This window comes from Tautonia plasticadhaerens (assembly GCF_007752535.1).
GTDB lineage: Bacteria > Planctomycetota > Planctomycetia > Isosphaerales > Isosphaeraceae > Tautonia > Tautonia plasticadhaerens.
This window is the reverse complement of the sequence record NZ_CP036426.1, coordinates 5401230-5416407: the sequence shown is the minus strand read 5'-3', so window position 1 is coordinate 5416407 and position 15178 is coordinate 5401230. Positions and strand designations below refer to the sequence as shown.

12 protein-coding genes are annotated in these 15178 nt (G+C 73.5%); 2 read left to right on the top strand and 10 right to left on the bottom strand.

What is annotated here, in order from left to right:
- Positions 1–200 precede the first annotated feature (200 nt).
- The 5 genes from ElP_RS21715 to ElP_RS21695 all read right to left on the bottom strand — a co-directional run bounded on the left by ElP_RS21715 (position 201) and on the right by ElP_RS21695 (position 7562).
- Positions 201–2342 (bottom strand): LamG-like jellyroll fold domain-containing protein, encoded by a 2142-nt coding sequence (locus ElP_RS21715; RefSeq protein ID WP_145272918.1) that lies wholly within the window; start codon positions 2340–2342, stop codon positions 201–203.
- A gap of 102 nt (positions 2343–2444) precedes the next feature.
- Positions 2445–2849 carry a peptide-methionine (R)-S-oxide reductase MsrB gene (gene msrB / locus ElP_RS21710; protein ID WP_145272915.1) on the bottom strand — a complete coding sequence of 135 codons (405 nt, stop codon included), beginning with the start codon at positions 2847–2849 and terminating at the stop codon, positions 2445–2447.
- Positions 2850–2986: 137 nt separating this feature from the next.
- Positions 2987–4540 carry a TIGR04222 domain-containing membrane protein gene (locus ElP_RS21705; protein ID WP_145272912.1) on the bottom strand — a complete coding sequence of 518 codons (1554 nt, stop codon included), beginning with the start codon at positions 4538–4540 and terminating at the stop codon, positions 2987–2989.
- A gap of 143 nt (positions 4541–4683) precedes the next feature.
- Positions 4684–6993, bottom strand: a complete 2310-nt coding sequence (locus ElP_RS21700; RefSeq protein WP_145272909.1) for a serine/threonine-protein kinase — start codon at positions 6991–6993, stop codon at positions 4684–4686.
- Positions 6990–7562, bottom strand: coding sequence for a sigma-70 family RNA polymerase sigma factor (locus ElP_RS21695; protein ID WP_197446269.1), 573 nt, complete (start codon positions 7560–7562; stop codon positions 6990–6992). Before ElP_RS21695 ends, ElP_RS21700 begins: the two co-directional genes overlap by 4 nt.
- Positions 7563–7870: 308 nt before the next feature.
- Here ElP_RS21695 and ElP_RS21690 point away from each other — a divergent pair, with 308 nt between their 5' ends.
- Positions 7871–8365 (top strand): Fur family transcriptional regulator, encoded by a 495-nt coding sequence (locus tag ElP_RS21690; protein ID WP_145272906.1) that lies wholly within the window; start codon positions 7871–7873, stop codon positions 8363–8365.
- A 19-nt stretch (positions 8366–8384) separates the two neighbouring features.
- Here ElP_RS21690 and ElP_RS21685 read toward each other — a convergent pair whose 3' ends face one another.
- From ElP_RS21685 to ElP_RS21675, 3 genes are all read right to left on the bottom strand, one after another.
- Complete coding sequence (locus ElP_RS21685) at positions 8385–9074, bottom strand: HAD family hydrolase (RefSeq protein WP_145272903.1); 690 nt, start codon at positions 9072–9074, stop codon at positions 8385–8387.
- Positions 9075–9273: 199 nt separating this feature from the next.
- Entirely contained in the window at positions 9274–9933 is a 660-nt protein-coding gene (locus tag ElP_RS21680) for an MBL fold metallo-hydrolase (RefSeq protein WP_145272901.1), read from the bottom strand.
- Between the two features lie 83 nt (positions 9934–10016).
- Complete coding sequence (locus tag ElP_RS21675) at positions 10017–11399, bottom strand: alpha/beta hydrolase family protein (protein WP_197446268.1); 1383 nt, start codon at positions 11397–11399, stop codon at positions 10017–10019.
- A 160-nt stretch (positions 11400–11559) separates the two neighbouring features.
- Between ElP_RS21675 and ElP_RS21670 the strand changes: the two genes are divergently transcribed.
- Positions 11560–12372: a hypothetical protein gene (locus ElP_RS21670; RefSeq protein WP_145272895.1), complete on the top strand. Its 813-nt coding sequence runs from the start codon at positions 11560–11562 to the stop codon at positions 12370–12372.
- Positions 12373–12433: 61 nt separating this feature from the next.
- Here the strand turns inward: ElP_RS21670 and ElP_RS21665 are convergent, their stop codons facing one another.
- Entirely contained in the window at positions 12434–13549 is a 1116-nt protein-coding gene (locus ElP_RS21665; protein ID WP_145272890.1) for a hypothetical protein, read from the bottom strand.
- A 149-nt stretch (positions 13550–13698) separates the two neighbouring features.
- Positions 13699–14952: a competence/damage-inducible protein A gene (locus tag ElP_RS21660; protein WP_145272887.1), complete on the bottom strand. Its 1254-nt coding sequence runs from the start codon at positions 14950–14952 to the stop codon at positions 13699–13701.
- Positions 14953–15178: the final 226 nt, after the last annotated feature.

The following is a 15178-nucleotide window of genomic DNA, read 5'->3' as shown; positions in this document are numbered from 1 at the left end:
ACGGATGAGGATGCGGCCACGATGATGAACGTCGATGCCGTCCGGTCTCCGATCGGGCGGCATCGGCCGCTCCAGGACGAGCGTGAAGGCCGGGCCCCGTGAAGGTGCGTCGTCATCGGGCCACGGGGGCGACCATCAAGTCGGGATCGAGTTATGCGCGGCGGATCGGCTCGACCTTCGTGGGTACGAGGACCGCCACGTCAACGAGGTGAGAGCCGCTCGATCTCCTCGACCGTGAGCACCCGGTCGAAGACCGCGATCTCGTCGAGCCGGCCCTCCCAGGTCGAATCGCCGTCGCACCGGCCGCCGAGGAAGATCTGGTCGAGTCGCGGGGCGGATCCCGCGACGGCCGGGGCCTCGATCTCCGGCTCGGGGTCGCCGTCGAGGTGGATGCGGACCGAATCGCCGTCCCGGACGAGGACCACGTGATGCCACGTCCATCGCTCGATCGCCGTGCGGCCGACGAGGGGCCGATCCCCCCCTGCGGGGCCGCCGGGACTGAAGATCAACCGGCCCTGGGCCTCGCCGGTCCCCCCCACCCCCAGCCGGTCGTTCCCGCCGTCCCGGTCCCGGTCGTGGCCCCGGGCGAAGAGCCAACCGGAGACGTCCCGGGCGCCCTCGGGCATGCCGTTCCAGCACCAGAGCGAGACCGAGTAGCGGTCGCCGAGCCCCGGGATGCGGGCGTCGATCCTCCCCCCCGCGAGGTGGGCCGAGCGGTTCGGCCGACCCCCCGGGCTGAACGCGTCGGGCCGGGGCCCTTCCAGGAAGAAGGCGACGCCCGGCTCATAGAAGGCGTCATGATCGTTCACATGATCGATCGCCCTCGGGCCGGAGAACTCATCGAGCCTCCAGTACGCGGCGGGGCGGAGGGAACGGATCGCCTCCGACGCCGGGCCGACCGGCTGGCGGTACTCGGCCCGATCGCACCCCGAGACGTCCTCCAGCAGGCCCAGGGCCGCCTCGACGATCTTCGGCTCGGCCTGGACCTCCAGCCCGGCCGACCGCGCGGCCCAGGTGTTGTAGCCGCCCAGCAGGTGCTGCTCCGGGGGCGGGATGTAGCCGTCCCCGCCGTTGGCCAGCTCAATCACCATGGTCTTCTCCAGGGGGCTCTGGAGCTTGATCTTCAGCCCGGTCAGGGCGTAGGTCTCCGTCGGCGTGGTCGCGATGGCGAGCTCGCCGATCTTGATCGCCTGGACGACGACCTCGGTCGACTGCCACTCGTGCAGGATGAGCTGCTCCCGGGCGTAGACCTCCGTGGTGTCCTTCGGTGGGCGATCGCCCATCGCCTCGACGACCCGACGGGCCCAGTCCAGCCGCTGCGCGTCCGGCACGCGGTAGCGGAGAGGGACCCTCGCCTCGGCCATCTCCAGGTCGGCGTCGGCCCGGAACTCGATCGACTCGTAGGCGCCGACGGCGCGATCGACGAGCGCATCGGCATACGACTGGATCGTCAGGTCTTCACCCCGCGACCCCGGCGGCTTCGCGTAGTCGACCCGGTAGATGTCCCCGCTGCAACCGTGGGACATGATGCCGACGAAGGGCGGGCCCTCGCCCTCGGCCTCGGACTCGCCGGCCAGCCTGGATTTCAGGCCCTCGCAGAAGAGGCCGAAGTAATCGGCGCTGAGGGACTGGTCGCCGAAGTAGTGCATCGAGAAGTTCGCCAGGACGGCCAGCGGCCGGCCGTCGGCCGATTGCAGGGCGATCAGGGAGAGGTCCGGGTCCTCGGGGCCGGACTCGCCGGTCACGTCATCCCAGTTGCTGGCGGCGTGCATGTTGGCCCTGAGGGTCGGGTTGCCGAAGGGGTCGTCGGCCAGGCGGTCGGGCCTCCGGATCCAGCGGCGGAGCGCCGTGTACTCGCCCGCATCGACGACCCCCCAGCCGACCCTGGCCGGCTCCAGGTTCCCCGCCGCCCCGGCGATGGCCTCGACGAGCTTCCGGCGCAGGAACGGTACGTAGGACGGGTCGGCCTCGGTGCCGAGGCAGGCCATGCTCGACGGGGCGCTGTGGGTGTGCGTGGCCGAGATCAGGATCCGATCGGCCGGGATGCCGGTTTGGGCGGCGGCGGCGGCCTTCGCCTCGTCGAGCAGTGCCCGGGGCATCATGCAACTGTCGACGACGACGATCGCGAGCCGGTCCTCGCCGTCGTCCAGGACCAGGGACCGGGCGCTGAGCGGCGTCTTGACCGTGTCCGCCTCCCGGCCGAGCATCCCCCCGTTCACCAGCACGGGCAATTGCTCCGGCGTCACGTCGACCACCGCGGCCCCGGCCGAGAGCTCCCCGCGCGCCGACCCGCCCGACGCCACGGAAAATACAACAAGCGCAATCGCGAAAACATGATGCATCGAAACGCTCTCCGACCCTGGCCCATGACCGGCGATCTCCCCGACTCCGGATCGTGATAAACGATCGGGCCGTCGCGGGCCAGGGGTTATCGCCGGGGGGCCTCAGCCGGGGGGTCGTTCGTCGAGCCGGAGCGAGGCCGAGTTGATGCAATAGCGCAGGCCGGTCGTCGGCGGGCCGTCGGGGAAGACGTGGCCGAGGTGGCCGCCGCACCGGGAGCAGGTGACCTCGGTGCGGAGCATGCCCAGGCTGGCGTCCTCGTGCTCCTCGACGCCCGACTCGGACAAGGGGCGGTCGAAGCTCGGCCAGCCGCATCCGGAGTCGAACTTCGAGTCGGACGTGAACAGCTCCTGGCCGCAGCCGGCGCATCGGTAGACGCCGGGGGCCTTGGTGTCCCAGTAGATGCCCGTGAAGGCCCGCTCGGTCCCCTTCTGGCGGAGGATCCGGTACTGTTCGGGGGTCAACTCGCCGCGCCATTCGGCGTCGGTCTTCTCGATCTTGTCGTCCATGCCGACCTCCTCCGGACCTCGTCCCCCGGGTCGGGCCGGGCGGGGCCCGTCCCGGGGGCATGCGTCGATTGTCGTGGGATCGGGGTCAAGGATACCAGGAATCGCCCGCGGAGTCCGACCCGGAGGCGTTCAGGCCGTCACCCGCCGCAGCCACCGCCGCAGCCGCCGCAGCCGCCTCCCCCGCAGCCGCCTCCGCCCCCGCCATCGCCGCCGCAGCCGCTGCCGCCGGACGAGGGCGGGGGGATGATCTCCGCCCCGAGCACGCCGAGCGTGCCCTCCTTCGGCAGGGCGGCCATTCCCATGAGGGCGAAGGCCAGGGGGAACTCGGGGGAGGCCGGCGAGGGCGGATCCTTCACGATCCGTTCCCGCAGGTGGTCCATCGACCGGACCAGGGCGTCTCCCTTACGGGTCCGCCACGGCCGGGCGACGAGGTGGACGATCGTCGCAACGAAGAGCAGTCCGCAGAGGAGGACCAGGAAGCCCACCGGCCGACCCCGTTCGATCCCGAGGCCGATCCGCCAGAGCCCCAGTACGAGCACGACCACTAGGGGCAGGACCGGCAAGACCCGGATCCGGAAGGCCTCGGAGGCCGACTGGAGCAGGCCCTGGTCCCGGAGCCGGTCCTCGACCGACCCCACCTCGGGCGACCGGCTCGCGGCCTGGACGAGCTTCCAGGTCGTCCAGGAGGCGCGTCGCTTCACCGCGCCCAGGGCGGCCTGCTCGACCGGGTGGAGCGTCCGATCCCGGTCGGACCAGGTTGTGATCAGTTGTTTCCGTTCCTCGTCGTAGGAGAGGACCCCGGTCTCCACCAGCCGGGCGACGGCGGCCTGGACCGGGGGCGTCCGGTCGGGGCCTCGGGCCAGGAGGATGAGGCCATACGGGTCGAGCTTCGCCTTGCCCTTCGACGCGTCGGTCGCCAGGGCGAACTCCGGATCCGAGGGCCCACCCTCCCCGGAGGCGGCCCACCGCCGGAGCAGCCAGGAGCAGACGATCGTGGCGACGGTGAGGGGGACGAAGAGATTGAGGAATTCGCTACCCGATCGGTCCGCCAGCCCCAAGCCACCCATCCCCCCCATCGGCAGCCCCGGTGCCACGCAGCCGGCCAGCATCAAGGCGATCGCGGCGACGGCCGCGACGGGCCCCGGCCTCGCCCCGACCGCCTCCCGAACGGCCGACAGTCGGCCGACCAGCCCCCGGAGGAGCGTCGACGGCCGGGGCAGCAGCCAGTGGTCCCTCAGGTTGACCCGGGCGAAGTGGAGGTCCCGGCCGAAGCGGTCGGCGGCCGGGGGCCAGAAGTCGGCCGGGGGCTCCTCGCCGAAGAACCGGCGGTAGGAGTCGAGGGTCCGGCCGTACCAGTCGTGGAACTTGGCCGACTCCTCGGCCCCTCCCCGGGTCGGCCCGTGGTGCAGCGGGCGGCCGAGCACGCCGCCGCAGAGGTCGTCCCAGTAGCTCCGGGTGTAGGTCAGGTGCAGGTGCCAGGCCTGGTCGACCTGGTCCGACGGGGTGACCGGGTGACCCGAGGCCATCGCCAGGAACAGGAACCGGCGGTACTCCTCGACCGCCCGACGGGCGTACGCCTCACCCCAGCCGTTCTCCCGGGCGAGGCGACGGGTGAAGGTCAGCGGGGCCCCGGGTTCGTCGAGTTCGAAGGCGGCGATCCGGCCCCAGAGCGTGGATTGTGCCGTATTCATGTCAGCTCCCCACCGGTCACACGGGTCCGCCGGGCCGTGCCCGGCCGGGGAGGCATCAGCACCTCCCCTCGATTACGGCCGACATCGGGGCCGGGATGGGGCGCGAAATCCGGGAAAACCGACCGTGATCCCAGGGGACCGGGTCATGCAAGGATCCCCCCCGGGCCCCCCGAGCCGGGCCGGGCCCTCCGGCCCCTCAGGACGACGGCGGCCGCCCCGAGGAGCAGGATCGCCAGGGTCAGGGCCGTCGCGACCCCCAGCGACAGGCCGATCGTCAACGCCCGGTCCGGGTCGACCGCCTCGTCGAACCGGCGCTGGATGACGACCGCCAGCTCGGTGCCGCCGACCGGGGCCAGGCCGGCGATCCACCGGCCCCGGTAGCGCGGGTCGACCCGGCCGAGGGGGTCGGCGTAGTCGTCGTCGATCGCCGAGGCGTCGTCCCCCTCCGGCTCGGGCCCGGGGAGGCGGAACTCCCGACCGGGGCATCCCCCCGGCGATCGGCCCGGGAGCCCCGAGATCAGGGCCCCCGGGAACGGGACGGCATCGACGCCCCGGCCGGCATACGCCGGGTGCCGGAGGATCACGTGAGAGCCGCCCGGCCTCCACGGCTCGGCCCCGGACCGGGGAGGCTCCGGGTCGACCCGGCCGACGAGCACGGCGATCCTGCTGCGGTCGTCGAGGCGGAGGCCCTCCAGCTCCGCCCGGGTGGTGACGGTCGCCGCGACCACGCCGATCGGCGGCCCCCCGGGCCCGGGTCGGACCGGGGCGGCCAGGGCGAACTTGGGCATCCCGTCGTTCTCGGACTTGAAGATCAGGGAGACGTGGACGGCGGAGGAGCCGGGCCGGTCGGCATGTTCGATCGCCCCCCGGACGTAGTCCCGGCCGCCGAAGTCGCGCCCGACCACGTCCCGGCTCCGGGGGGACTCGCCCCGGATCACCCCGGACCGGTCGAGGACGAACCAGGTGGCGTAGGGGGACTCCCCCGACAGGGACGTCCGGCCGTCCGAGGCGCCGAAGGGGTCCCGTTCCCTCCGCTCGACGTACCGCTGGAGCCCCTCGCGGTCGTCCCGCGTCAGCAGGCCGATCAGCTCCGGATCCCCGGCGGCCTCGGCGACGGGGCGGCCCAGGTGCTCCAGTTCCCGGAGGATTGTGCTGGCGACGTGCCGGGCGGCGTATCGGTTGCTCATGCCGACCTCCCGGACGAGCATCGCCTCCCTCGCCCGGGCCAGGGAAAGGGCCGCGAGGGTCGTCGCCACCAGGGAGACGGCCGTCAGCAGCCCGAGCGAGGAGGCGGCCGGGTGCCGGCGGCACCAGAGGGCGAGTCGGCCGGCCCGGCCCACCCGGCGGGCCCGGATCGGCTCGCCTCGCAGCCAGCGTCCCAGGTCGTCCGCCAGGTCGTCGGCCGACTCGTAGCGGCGGTCGGGGTCCTTGGCCAGGCATCGCAGGCAGATCGTCTCCAGGTCGCGGTCGACCCGGCGGTTCAGGCTCGCGGGGGGCTCGGGGTCGCACTCCCGGACCTGCCGGATCGTCTCCAGGACCGACTCGGAGCGGAACGGCGGCCGGCCGGTGAGCAGGGCGAAGAGGATCGCCCCCAGGCCGTAGACATCGGTGGCCACGGTGATCGACCGGCTCCCCTCGGCCTGCTCGGGGGCCATGTACGAGGGGGATCCGACGATGGCGCCGGTGGCGGTCCGCTCGTCGAGGTCGCCGATCCGCTTGGCCAGGCCGAAGTCGCTGACGCTCGGCCGGCCCTCGGCATCGAGCAGGATGTTGGAGGGCTTCAGGTCGCGGTGGAGGATGCCCCGGCGGTGGGCGTGGTGGACCGCCCGGGCGATGGTGTGGGCCAGCCGGGCCGCCTCCTCGGGCTCGACCGGGCCGCGGGCGAGGCGGTCGGCCAGGCTGCCCCCGGGCATGTATCTCATGACGAAGTAGTGATGGGAACCCGCCTGGCCGACGTCGAAGACGGGGACGATGTGCGGGTGGTCCAGCACCGCCAGGGCCTCGGCCTCGGCCCGGAAGCGGCGGATGCCGTCGCCGGAGGCGAGCGGGCCGTCGAGGATCATCTTCAGGGCCACGACCTTGTTCAGGCCGCGGTGGGAGGCCCGATAGACCACCCCCATGCCGCCCCGGGCGACCTCCCCCAGCAGGTCGTAGTCCCCGCACCGGGCGGGCGTGGGGGCGGGCGAAGCCTCGCCCGCTTCGCCCGGCCCGGACGCCTCGCCCAGGTCGATGGTCCGCTCGGGGGCCGCTCCGGGGAATCGGCCGGGGGCGAGGCGGGCCATGCCGTCGTGGTCGTCGAGGAACGCCCCGAGCTCGTCGGCGAGGTCCGGGTGCCTCGCGAGGTACGCGTCGCGGTCGATCGACAGGCCGAGGTCCTCGGCGGCGAGGTACTCGGCGATGGCCTCGTCGACGCGGCGGTCGAGGGATCGCTCTCCGCTGGGGTCGGTGCTCATGGCCCCTCCCGGTCGCCCAGCAGGGCCCGAAGCTCCCGGACGCCCCGCTTCAGGAGCCCGGCGACGGCGGCGGGGCTGCGGTCCAGCTCCCGGGCGATCTCCAGGACCGCCAACCCCCGGCCATATCGCAGCTCCAGGGCGGCCCGCTGCGCCTCCGGCAGCCGCCCCAGGGCGTCGGCGAGGAGGAGGGCCTGCTCCAGCCGGCCGGCCGCCTCGCTCGGCGAGGTCTGGTCGGCGGCGAGGAAGTCGGCCAGCCGGGCCGACGACCGCTCCAATTCCGCCTCCAGCGACCGCTCCCTCCCGTCGTCACGGCATGCCCGTCCCCGGGCCCGGAACGCATCGACGAGGTTGCACGCGAGTAGCTTCCGGAGCCAGGCCGCCATCTCGGCCTCGCCCCGGCCCCGGAACTGGTCCCGGCAGCGGTGGGCCTCCAGCAGCGTCTGCTGCACCACGTCCGACGCCTCGACCTTGCCCCGGCCCCCGGCCCCCAGGCGGAGCCTGGCCAGCGCGACGAGATAGGGTCGGAACCGCTCGGGGGACGGCATCGGCTCCTCCCGGATCGCCGACATGGTGACCCTCCCAGGCCAGGTCGGAGGCCGCCGAGTGCCCCGGCCCGGGAGGGCCGAGGGGCGACCCCCCGGCGGGCGGCTCGACCCATCGACGCCCCGCCTCGGTCCGACGGGGCCCTTCGACTCGACTCTACTCGATCCCATCGACCCCCTCCAGCGGGCGACGGGACGGCCGAAGGTCGGGGGATCCGCACTGGCCCCGGCCGCGACGAGGCGCTATAATCGAGAATCATTCTCGACAACGACCCGTCGCCGACCGCCCTCGGCCTCGTCCTGAGGCCCGTCGACGCCCCGAAGGACCGAGTCTCGTGACCCCATCCCAAGACCTCGCGCCGCTCCAGGTCACCGACAGCCCCGAGGAGAAGTTCCGCGAGTACCTCGAGATCCGGGGCGAGAAGCTGACCGAGCCCCGCCGCGTGCTCGTCAACCACATCTTCAACACCCACAAGCACTTCGACGCCGACGAACTGGTGGCCGACCTCCGGGAGTCCGGCCGACGGGTCAGCCGGTCCACCGTCTACCGGACCCTCCGGCTGATGGTCGACGCCGGCCTGCTCCGCGAGCTGAGGCTCACCAACCGATCGGCGTATGAGCATAGTTACGGGTATCCCTCGCACGACCACATGCATTGCACCCAGTGCGGGGCGATCGTCGAGTTCCGCAACGAGGAGATCCGCAAGCTCCGGGAGCTGATCGGCCAGGAGTTCGGCTTCCGGCCCGACAACCACCGCTTCGTGATCACGGGCCAATGCTCCGACTGCCTGAAGGCCCGGGGCCGGCGGCGGAAGCTCGACCAGATCTGACCGATCCGCGCGGGACCCCTCAGGCCGTGCCCCCCGATCGGGATCGGAGGCGGTCGAGCAGGGCGTCGACTGGGTAGTCGGCGAGGGATTCGACCACCTCGTCGGCGCCGGCCTCCCGGAGGGCCTCGGCCGGTCGGGTCGAGGCGACCCCGACGGCGAACATGCCGGCGGCCTTGGCGGCCTGGATGCCGATCGGCGCGTCCTCGAAGACGACGGCGCCCCGGGGATCGACCCCGGCGAGCCGGGCCGCGAGCAGGAAGACTTCGGGATCCGGCTTCGATCGGGTGATGTCCTCCAGCGCGGCGATGGCGGCGAAGCGGCCGTCGAGGCCGCAAGACTCGACGGTGAGCCGCATGTTCGCCCGTGGTCCGCTGGTGCCGATGGCCAGGGCGACGCCCCGGGCCGTCAGGGCGTCGAGCAGGGCGTGGACGCCGTCCATGAGCACGACCTTGCCCCGGGCGACTTCCCGATAGCACTCCTCCTTCAGGGCGCCGAGGCGGGCGACCTCGGCGTCGTCGAGGGCGTCGCCGACGAGGCGTCGGAAGATGGCCGGGTTGGTCATGCCGAAGGTTTCGAGCACGAATTGCTCGGTAATCGGCAGATCGGCGCGGCGGCCGAGGTCGACCCAGGCGCTCTGGTGGAAGGCGAGCGAATCGACGAGCACGCCGTCGTGGTCGAAGATCGCGAGCAGGTCGGGGGTGGCGGGCATGGGAGGAGTTCCGGGGGCGATCGATCGGTCGTTCGGGGTGCTGCGGCCGGGCTCCTCGGGGGGAGCCTACGACATCGGGCCGGGGAGCAGAAGGACGGGAGGAATAATCTCGCAGGGTCGCGGAGAGGAGGGAGCGAGAGTCCGGGCGGTTCCCCGCGTCTTCCTCCGCGACCTTGCGCCCCTGCGTGAGATCCCCGGCTCACCGGGCCGACTCCAGCACGACGATCCGTCGGGGTTCGAGGGACTCCCGGTCGACGGTGACGCTCGGGCCGTCGACCCGCTCGACCGGCCAGTCGGGCAAGGCCTCCAGGAAGCGTTCGACGGGCTGGATCTCCAGGTTGATCTTGGGGGTCAGGTAGTGCATCGGGATGACGATCGAGGGGGAGAGGGCGTCGATGAGCGGGGGGATCAGCGGGTAGTCGATCGTCGGCGGGCCGCCGGCGGGGACGAGCAGGACGTCGGGGCGGCCGAGTAGGGCCAGTTCCAGGGTGCCGAGGGGGTGGCCGAGGTCGCCGAGGAAGGCGACGTGCAGGCCTTCGAGGCGGAAGTCGAGGATCGAGACCTCGTCCCCGGCGCGCTTCTCGGGGGTCTCGAAGGCGGGGATGGCCTGGATGCGAATCCCGGCGACTTCGACCCCCTCGGGGGGGATCGAGGTGCCCAGCACCGTCTCGAAGGGGGGGACGATCTCGGAGGTGCCGCTGTGATACTTCGCGTTCTCGTGGCTGGCGGCAACCACGTCGGCCCCCTCGGAGATGGGGGCGTAGGAGCCGACGTCGGCCGAGGTGTAGGGGTCGAGGATGATCCGCTTGCCGTCGGCCTCGACGAGGAAGGCGGCGTGGCCGTACCAGGTGATTCTCATGGGAAGGCTCCCGATCCGGGATGATGGCCGGGGGGCGGGACGCCCCTCCGAACGGAGGAGCGTACCCGACCCGGGGGCCGGGGTCACCCCGCGGGGTCGACGACGGAGCCGGCCCAGTCGAGCAGGACCCGGAGCAGCTCGGGGTTGAACTCGCCGGGGCCCTCCCGCTCCATGGCGTCCCGGTAGGAGTCGGCCCGGGAGAAGCCGTGGTCGGTCCCCTCCAGCAGCACGAAGCGGCCCGAGCCCTCGGACCGGCCGTCGACGAGCGAGGCGATCAGCTCGTGGTCCTCGCGGGTGGAGACGAAGTCGGCCTCCCCCCAGATGGCCAGGGCGTCGGCGTCGGCCTCGAGCCAGGCGGCGGGCAGGTTCCGGGCGTCGAGCTGGCGGAAGAAGCGGGCGTTGCGGGTGTAGGGGTGCTCGCCGTCGGGGGCCACGTCGGCCAGCACCGGGGCCAGGCTCGGGTCCTCGGCCAGGGCCTCGTCGGGCTCCTGGCCCAGGACGAAGAGGCGGGCGTAGAGCTTCGCGTGGGCGCGGAGGGTGTCGTCGACCTCGTCGGGCGCGGCCCCGCCGAGGGCGGACTGGCGTCGGACGTTCTCCAGCAGGTACTCGGACCAGGTCTTGAGCACCGTGCCGTAGACCGCGACCCCGGCCACGGGGTCCTCGGCGGCGAGGATCGGGCCCATCACGCCCCCCATGCTGTGGCCGAAGAGGACGACCCGGCCGGGGTCGACGAAGGGCATGGCCTTCAGGGCGGCCAGGCCCTGGCGGTAGCCGTCCAGCTCGGTGTCGAAGTCGACGTCGGCGCAGGGGCCGCCCTCGGAGTCGCCGCATCCGGGCTTGTCGACCCGGAGGGTGACGTAGCCGGCCTCGGTGAAGGCGTCGATCACCTCCTTGTAGCCGATCAGGCCGCCGGCCGGGTTCTCGATCGAGACGCAGCCGAGCCCCTGGATCAGGAAGAGGGCCGGGAAGGGGCCGTCCCCCTCGGGCTTCGTGACGATCGTCCGCTGCCGGCCGGCGGCGGCGGCGACCGAGCCGTAGATCACCTCGCCCGCCTCGGAGGTCTCCCGGGGCCGCTCGCCGAAGGTGACGCGCTCGGTCCGCTCCTCCCCCTCCCGGATGAAGCGGAGCGCGACCTCCTCCCCCGCCCCCCGGGCGCCGACCAGGGAGACGAACGAGGCCGGGTCGGTGACGGGCTCGTCGTCGACGCCGACGATCAGGTCCCCTTCGATCAGCCCGGCGGCCTCCGCGGGGGAGCCGGGGACGACCAGGGTGACCCGGACCCCCCGGTCTCCCTCCTCGGGGGCGACCCCGGCGCCGACGAATCCGCGACGCCGGAGGTCGTCGCCGGGGGTCCCGCCCTCGTCGGCGATCGAGGGCCGCCAGGGCAGGGGGGAGGCGGCCAGGAGGGCGGCGAGCAGGGCGGCGGCGGGCCGGCTCGGGCGGCCATTCGGGACGGTCGATCTCATGCGAGCGGTCTCCGGGACGGTCCAGGTTCGGCCCCCCGGCCGGCCTCGGCCGGGATCGGGCACAAGGGGATCGGGCACGGCAGGGGCCTGGGAAGGGCCGCGCCCTTCGGGGACAATGTCCCGGGTCGAGGTGACGAGCGTACGGACGGAGGTCAGGCTCATGGCGGAACCCTCGAAATCGACGCCGGGCACCCCGGGGCTGCCCGAGCTGCCGATCGTGCAGTTGGAACCCTGGGAGCAGCGGTCCCGGCTGGAGAAATACGGCGGCTTCTACTACCTGGCCGTCGGCGGCCTGGTCCTGCTGGTGGGGATGATCGGCTGGTTCGCCTGGGGCGCCTGGTCGCTGAGGGAGGTCTGGCGGGACGTCTACATCCTGCACGACCCGGGCCGCCCCGAGGCCGATCGGGTGGAGGCCGCCCGGAGGCTGGCGGGCAACCCCGACGCCACCCCCAGGCAGCGGCTCGACATCGCCCTCGCCCCCGACCTGCCCGACCGGGCCCGATACCTGGTGGCCGAGTCGCTGCCCCCCGAGGCCGCCGAGGACGACCCCCGGGGCTATGCCCTGGCCGTCTCCCGGGCCGAGGGCCGGCCCGACTGGCTCCGGCTGCTCCTGCTCCGGCCGCTCGCCTACGGCGCCGGGGCCGGGGCGGCGATCGAGCAGGGGCCGATGCGCGAACTGGCCGACCACCCCGACCCCGCCGTCGCCCTCTGGGCCCGCTACACGCTGGCCGAATCGAACCGCTACAACACGATTCACGACAAGGCGTTGCGATCCGAGGCCGGGGACGACGGGCCGTACGCCGGGCTCGCCGAGATCCTGGTCCGGGCGCTCGACGCCCGGGCGGACGACGACCGGGTCGCCCGGCTGGACGAGGCGACGCGGTGGGTCCGCGCGCACCACCCGGGGGCGTCGTCGGTCTGGTCCGGGGCCGGGGAGGCGGCACCGACCGGGGTCGGGGGCGGCGAGGGCTGAGGGAAATTGGCTTTGTTCGTGCCTCCGGGGAGGGCGGGGCCGGGCGACTCGGGACCTCGGATCAGGAGGGGCCGTCGTCCCGGACGCCCCGGCCGAGGTGACGGGCCATCGCCCGGAGGGCACGCCGCTCCCGGCGATTCCTCGGGGATGGGTCGGGGGAAGCCGGGTCCCGGGGCCGATCGGGACGAGCATCCGGGGACGACCGGGACGGGGTCGAGGCGTGATCGGGGCGGGACGGCGGCCGATCGGTCGGGGGGGACGGCGGCGGCCGATCGGCCGGGTTTGAGTGCGCCGACGACGGGCGGGCCGGTGACGCGGGGGGCGAGGGAGGGGCGTGGACCCCGGACGGCCCGGGCACCAGGCGGGGGCGGTCGGGGGAGGCAGGGCGACCCTGGAGGCGGCGGAGGTCGGCCTCGGCCTGGCGGAGGCGGCGGAGGATCCGGTCCTCGTAGCGGTCCAGGAGCACGACGGCCGGGGCGTCCGGCGCGAGCCCGGCCTCGGCGTCGACCCGGGCGCGGTCGTCCCGGTCGTCGAGGTAGGCGTCGAGCCGGCGTCGGAGGTCGGCGACCGCTTCGGCGGCGATCGCGTCGAAGCCGTCGGCCTCCGGGGCCTCGCCGATCAGCCGGCGGGGGGCGTCGTCCCGGTCGTCGGCGGGCACGCCCAGCAGGTCGAGCAGGAGGGACCAGTCCCGGTCGGTCGGCGCCGGTCGCCGGGCGACGGCGTCCCGGAGGCACTCCCAGCGGTCGAGCAGCCAGAGGACTCCGTGCCGGGACTGGAGCAGCTCGGGCTGGACCAACTCGGGGCGTCCCGGGAGCCGGGAGGCGAGGCGTTCGGCGTCGAGGGCGCGGTCCTCGTCCCAGGCCTCGGAGGCGCGCCGGGCCAGTTCGTCCCGGGCGGCGACGGCGCGGTGCAGGCAGGTGTCGAGCCGGACGGACTCGATGCAGATGCGTTCGAACCGCCAGCGCTCGGCGGGGGAGTCGGGCCGGTAGTCGGGGAACCAGTCCCGCTTGCGTTCCTCGACGGCGGCGAGTTGCTCGTCGGTGAGCACGACCCCGTGCCCGGCCAGGCCGTGCGACAGGGCGTTCCGGGAGACCCGGGCCTTGCCCTCGGCGGTCCTCGGCCCGGTGGACTTCGCCGCGTTGCGGCGATTGGCTTCGATCTGTCGGGTGCTGGCCACGCTCGGGATCTCCTCGATCGCTGGTGTTCGGCCCGGGTCGGTCGGCGGTCGGCAGTCAAACCTCACACCGAAATGATCGAGTGGATCGGCGGTTTTGGTCACACGAAATCGCGCAGCGGGACCATCCCGATCTTGAAATGGGGAAATGGTCAAGGGAGCTTGCCCAGCAGCGCCAGGCGGGCCCAGTTCATGGCGTGCTTGGAGGCGCGGGACTGGATGACGGCCCGGGGCTGCTCGGGGCCGAGGGCGAGGCGGCGGTGCCGGGTGCCGGAGGCGTCGGCGAGGCCGAGGTAGACCAGGCCGACGGGCTTCTCGGGGGTGCCGCCGGCCGGGCCGGCGACCCCGGTGACCGCGAGGCCGAGGTCTGCACCCAGGCGGCGGCGGGCCCCCTCGGCCATCGCCTCGGCCACCTCGGGGCTGACGGCCCCCTTCGAGGCGATCAGGTCGGCGGGCACGTCCAGCAGCGTTGACTTGACCCCATTCGCGTACGAAACGACGCCGCCGGGGAAGTGGGGGCTGACGCCGTCGACCCGGGTGATCCGGTGGGCGATCAGGCCGCCGGTGCAGGACTCCGCCAGGGCGATCGTCTTGCCGGTGGACTTCAACGCGGCGACGAGCCCCTCGGCCACGTCGTCGGTCCCCTCGCCGACGACGAAGTCGCCGAACCGCTCGTAGATGGCCTCGGCGGTCGGCCCGATGAGGGCGAGGGCCTCGGCCTCGTCGGCCCCCTCGGCGCGGATCCGGAAGCTGATGGTGGCGTCGGAGGCGGTGATGCCGACCTCGGGGATCCGGCCCCGGGCGGTGAGGTCGGGGGCCCGCTGCTCGGCCTCGGACTCGCCGAGGCCGAAGAGGTTGATCGTCCGGCCCAGGACGACCCGGCCGGCCAGGCCGGAGGCCCGGAGCCGGGGGGCGAGTTCGGCGTCGAACATGGCCTTCAGCTCCCGGGGGACGCCCGGCAGGCAGGCGACCCACGCCCGGTCGAGCCGCATCCAGATGCCGGGGGCCGTGCCGGTGGGGTTGTGCAGGATTTCCGACCCCTCGGGGATGAGCGCCTGGGTCCGGTTGCGGTCGGGCATGGGGCGATCTCGGCGGGCGAAGAGGGCCTCGATCATCCGCAAGGCCTCGTCGTCCTGCACCATGCCGACGCCCCCGGCCTTCGCCAGGGCGTCCCGGGTCAGGTCGTCCTGCGTCGGCCCGAGGCCCCCGCTGGAGACGACCAGGTCCGAGCGGCCCGAGGCGGCCTTGAAGGCGTCGATGTTGTCGTCCAGGTCATCCCCAATCACGGTCGTGAACCGGACCGGGACGCCCAACTCGGCGAGCCGGGTGCAGAGCCACTGGCCGTTGGTGTCCAGCTTCTCCCCGCTGGTGAGTTCGCTTCCGATGATCAGGAGTTCGGCTCGCATGGCGGGTGCTCGGGGGGCTGGGGGTCCGGCGTCGGGGGGGTCGATTCGGGGCCGCGGCACCCGTTCATGAATTTTTCACGGCCGGGGGCGGGGGTGCGGGGGCGGCGGGGGCCTCGGGAATCGCGGGGGAACGGGGGCGAACCGGCCGGGGAGGGGGCGGTGTCGCCGTGGAGGGAGTTGCGGAGCGGAGCGGGCCTCGTGTCATAATAGTGGTGCGACCCGACCC

Coding starts and splice junctions, on each gene's coding strand:
- ElP_RS21700 (WP_145272909.1), bottom strand. CDS start 6,993: ATGAGCACCGACCCCAGCGGAGAGCGATCCCTCGACCGCCGCGTCGAC.
- ElP_RS21680 (WP_145272901.1), bottom strand. CDS start 9,933: ATGAGAATCACCTGGTACGGCCACGCCGCCTTCCTCGTCGAGGCCGAC.
- ElP_RS21715 (WP_145272918.1), bottom strand. CDS start 2,342: ATGCATCATGTTTTCGCGATTGCGCTTGTTGTATTTTCCGTGGCGTCG.
- msrB (WP_145272915.1), bottom strand. CDS start 2,849: ATGGACGACAAGATCGAGAAGACCGACGCCGAATGGCGCGGCGAGTTG.
- ElP_RS21675 (WP_197446268.1), bottom strand. CDS start 11,399: ATGAGATCGACCGTCCCGAATGGCCGCCCGAGCCGGCCCGCCGCCGCC.
- ElP_RS21660 (WP_145272887.1), bottom strand. CDS start 14,952: ATGCGAGCCGAACTCCTGATCATCGGAAGCGAACTCACCAGCGGGGAG.
- ElP_RS21695 (WP_197446269.1), bottom strand. CDS start 7,562: ATGTCGGCGATCCGGGAGGAGCCGATGCCGTCCCCCGAGCGGTTCCGA.
- ElP_RS21685 (WP_145272903.1), bottom strand. CDS start 9,074: ATGCCCGCCACCCCCGACCTGCTCGCGATCTTCGACCACGACGGCGTG.
- ElP_RS21705 (WP_145272912.1), bottom strand. CDS start 4,540: ATGAATACGGCACAATCCACGCTCTGGGGCCGGATCGCCGCCTTCGAA.
- ElP_RS21670 (WP_145272895.1), top strand. CDS start 11,560: ATGGCGGAACCCTCGAAATCGACGCCGGGCACCCCGGGGCTGCCCGAG.